The sequence below is a fragment of the Planktothrix sp. FACHB-1355 genome (assembly GCF_014748295.1).
Taxonomy (GTDB): domain Bacteria; phylum Cyanobacteriota; class Cyanobacteriia; order Cyanobacteriales; family Aerosakkonemataceae; genus Aerosakkonema; species Aerosakkonema funiforme_A.
The window spans coordinates 1-3,029 of record NZ_JACJUP010000902.1; the positions used below are offsets into that span (position 1 = coordinate 1).

At 42.7% G+C, this 3,029-nt stretch carries 4 protein-coding genes and 1 pseudogene; 4 read left to right on the forward strand and 1 reads right to left on the reverse strand.

Annotation, left to right across the window (positions count from 1 at the left end):
- The 4 genes and pseudogenes from H6S82_RS26685 to H6S82_RS26700 form a co-directional block, all read left to right on the forward strand.
- A pseudogene (locus tag H6S82_RS26685) lies at positions 1-230 on the forward strand (hypothetical protein); the annotation flags it as partial.
- Between the two features lie 129 nt (positions 231-359).
- Positions 360-1,118: a Uma2 family endonuclease gene (locus tag H6S82_RS26690; RefSeq protein WP_199315541.1), complete on the forward strand. Its 759-nt coding sequence runs from the start codon at positions 360-362 to the stop codon at positions 1,116-1,118.
- Positions 1,119-1,218: 100 nt separating this feature from the next.
- The gene (locus H6S82_RS33755) at positions 1,219-1,671 is read left to right on the forward strand and encodes a hypothetical protein (protein WP_191056993.1); all 453 of its coding nucleotides are present in this window, start codon (positions 1,219-1,221) and stop codon (positions 1,669-1,671) included.
- 14 nt (positions 1,672-1,685) lie between these two features.
- Complete coding sequence (locus H6S82_RS26700) at positions 1,686-1,988, forward strand: hypothetical protein (protein WP_190472811.1); 303 nt, start codon at positions 1,686-1,688, stop codon at positions 1,986-1,988.
- Here H6S82_RS26700 and hpnA read toward each other — a convergent pair.
- Positions 1,978-2,976: a hopanoid-associated sugar epimerase gene (gene hpnA, locus H6S82_RS26705; protein ID WP_190472813.1), complete on the reverse strand. Its 999-nt coding sequence runs from the start codon at positions 2,974-2,976 to the stop codon at positions 1,978-1,980. The genes H6S82_RS26700 and hpnA overlap by 11 nt on opposite strands.
- Positions 2,977-3,029 lie beyond the last annotated feature (53 nt).

Sequence of the window (3,029 nt, forward strand, 5' to 3'; positions counted from 1 at the left end):
CCAATCCAGAACGAATCTTAGCTCCCAGTAGTGCCACTCAATTTACGATTCGTGCGATCGATGGCATAGCTGATATTGCCAGTATTAATATTTATGCTGACAATGAGTTGCTATATGACTATAACGCCAACAATAATGTAGTCATGGTGAGAATTCGCCAATCTGACTCAAAATTCAGAGCGGATAAAGCTGTGTATATTGACGAAGAAGGGCGCGTTTACTCTTTTTAATTTATCCGCTATTTAGGGCGATTTAGGGAAAGCGATCGCCCTAAATAATTTATCGCTAGGGACTAGGGACTTTTGACAGCTACGCGCAAGTCAAAAGTCAATCATTCAAAAGTCAAAAATCCTTTTATATTGAATACCGTGACTTCCACAACAAATCACCCAAAAATTATCACAGCTTTACCCGACCACACTCAGTTACCGGAATCAGACGGAACCTTTGTGAAAAATTTTCAAGAACATCCTCAAAGCATTCTATTAACAGATTCTATTACCCCGGTCTTCGAGCAAAGGCATCCCGACGGGAATTATTGTATCGGTCAAGATTGCGGAATTTATTGGCGTTTAACTGACCCGCCCGAACGAGGAGCGGAATCTCCAGATTGGTTTTATGTTCCGAATGTGCCAGCAACTCTCAACGGTATTGTCCGTCGTTCTTATGTGTTGTGGCAAGAACTAATCCCGCCATTAATTGTATTAGAATTTGTGTCGGGAGATGGGTCAGAAGAACGAGACAAAACGCCTATTACTCGCTCTGCTCAAGAGGATGTTAAACCCGGTAAATTTTGGATTTACGAAAATGTGATTCGTCCGGCATTTTATGGAATTTATGAAGTCAACCGCGCTCGTGTAGAAGTTTATCATTTAATGGAGGGTGAGTATCAGCTAATGGTAGCAAACGATCGCGGTCACTATCAAATTGCACCTTTAGGGGTGGAGTTGGGAATTTGGCAAGGACGATATCAAAATCTTGAATTACCCTGGCTTCGTTGGTGGGACAGTGAAGGCAATTTGTTGCTAACGGGAGAGGAAAGAGCGGAACGAGCAGAACAAAAGCTAGAGCAATTGCGATCGCAGTTGCGAGCTGCTGGAATTGAACCAGAAGTGTGACAGATTTGTTGATGATTCATAGTTAATTATTCATCGCTATTTCCACCAAGAATTAACTAGGGAAAATTAGCAACGAGCAATGTTAAATTTCAGCGATAATATGTCGCAGACTAAGATTGAAAAACTTACTCCCCAGCAAGAAGCACTAATTCCGGTATATCGGGAAAAGTGGCGAAAAATAGCGCTGTCTACGGAGGCGATCGATCGTCAAAAAGCAGCTAACTCCATCAAAGTAGCTTACGAGCTAATTGGCTATCAAGAGCCTGAAATTATTTTTTGCGATAGTCCTTTTGTGTTGTGCAATACTGTTGTGAGCCAACTGGAGAGCGAACTGTGGAGTCAACTGGAAAGCCAACTGGAAAGGCATCTGTGGAGCCAACTAGAAAACCAACTGAGCCAACTGTGGTGGCAATTATACAGTCAACTTGATAGCGAACTGTGGAACCAAATTGAGAGCCAACTGTGGAAACCGCTGGAGAGCCCTCTTGTTGGTAGTTTATGTAGAACGCGGTGTGCGAATTCGCATAATTTCTGCTCGTCCTGTTACCCCTAGTGAAAGAAGATTATATGAAGAATAATGAAAAAATTGAATTAAAGTTGCGGCCTCGACCAACAGAAACAGTTTCAATTCCGATTCCATTAGATACATTGGAATCGCTCAAGAAAGTAGCAGCGAATCGAGATATGTCTTTGACAGCTTTGCTGAAGTTTTATATCGGGCAGAGTCTGCGGCAAGACTTAGCTAAAATGTATAGCGATCGCTTGCTAGAAACAACCGTTCAAGTTTTGTCGCGGCATTTAGATTCAGAAGAAGAAATCGCAGCTATTATCGAAGAAATTCAAACTGAAACTGCTCGAACTATTCGTTAATATCTCGCAATTCAAAATTCTTCTTAAACCAATCAACTGCATCTTTTAAAGCTGTCTCGATCGGAGTTTGAGGTAAACCCAATTCTCTCACAGCTTTGGATGGGTCGTAATACATAGTTTGTTGTGCCATGCGAACGCCATCCAAAGGAACGGAAGGCGCTTTGCCTAAAGGCGCGAGAAGATTTTCGTCAATCCAAGCTACACTTAAAGGCAACCAAGCGGGTACAGTTTTTTGGGGTGCTGGAATACCTGTAATTTCGGATAGTTTATCTAATATTTCTTTCAGCGTAAGGTTTTGGTTTCCCAGAATGTAGCGATCGCCTGTTTTCCCCTTTTCCAAAGCTAGCAAATGTCCCCACGCCACATCCCGTACATCAACAAAATTTAACCCGGTATTCAGATAAAATGGCATTTGCCGACGCAAGAAACGCAGTATAATATCGCCAGTGGGAGTAGGCTTGATATCGAAAGGGCCGATCGGACTGGAAGGATTGACAATTACCACATCTTGATTGCGTTTGGCAGCTTCTATTGCTACCTGTTCGGCGAGATATTTAGATTTTTTGTAGTGACCGACGAGTTTGTCGAGCGGACTTTGATAAGTTTCGTCGGCGATACCGCCTTCTTTTACGCCAATAGCTGCTACGGAACTGGTGTAAACTGTGCGATCGATCCCCGCCTGACGCGCTGCTGCTAAAACATTTTGAGTCCCCAAAACATTATTGCAGTAAAGGGCGTTACAATCGGCTTGCCAAAGGGAATAATGGGCAGCTACGTGAAATAATACCTGACAGCCAACCATATGCTGCCACAAATTAGGTTTTTTTAAGTCTCCTTTGACTATTTCTATGTCTAAATCGCGCAGGTTATTCAGGGGACTTGAGGGACGGACTAAGGCTTTAACTGTGTATCCTTGTTGGACTAGCAAGTGTATTAGATTAGCACCGATGAATCCTGTTCCGCCTGTTACGAAAGCTTTTTTGGTCATTTGTCGGTTTTGTGTTTGGGATTTATTTTTTTAACGCAAAGGAACGCACTAGC

What these genes read in the sequence shown, in the direction of transcription:
- H6S82_RS26700 (WP_190472811.1), top strand. Translation starts at nt 1,686, where the DNA reads ATGAAGAATAATGAAAAAATTGAATTAAAGTTGCGGCCTCGACCAACA.
- hpnA (WP_190472813.1), bottom strand. Translation starts at nt 2,976, where the DNA reads ATGACCAAAAAAGCTTTCGTAACAGGCGGAACAGGATTCATCGGTGCT.
- H6S82_RS33755 (WP_191056993.1), top strand. Translation starts at nt 1,219, where the DNA reads ATGTCGCAGACTAAGATTGAAAAACTTACTCCCCAGCAAGAAGCACTA.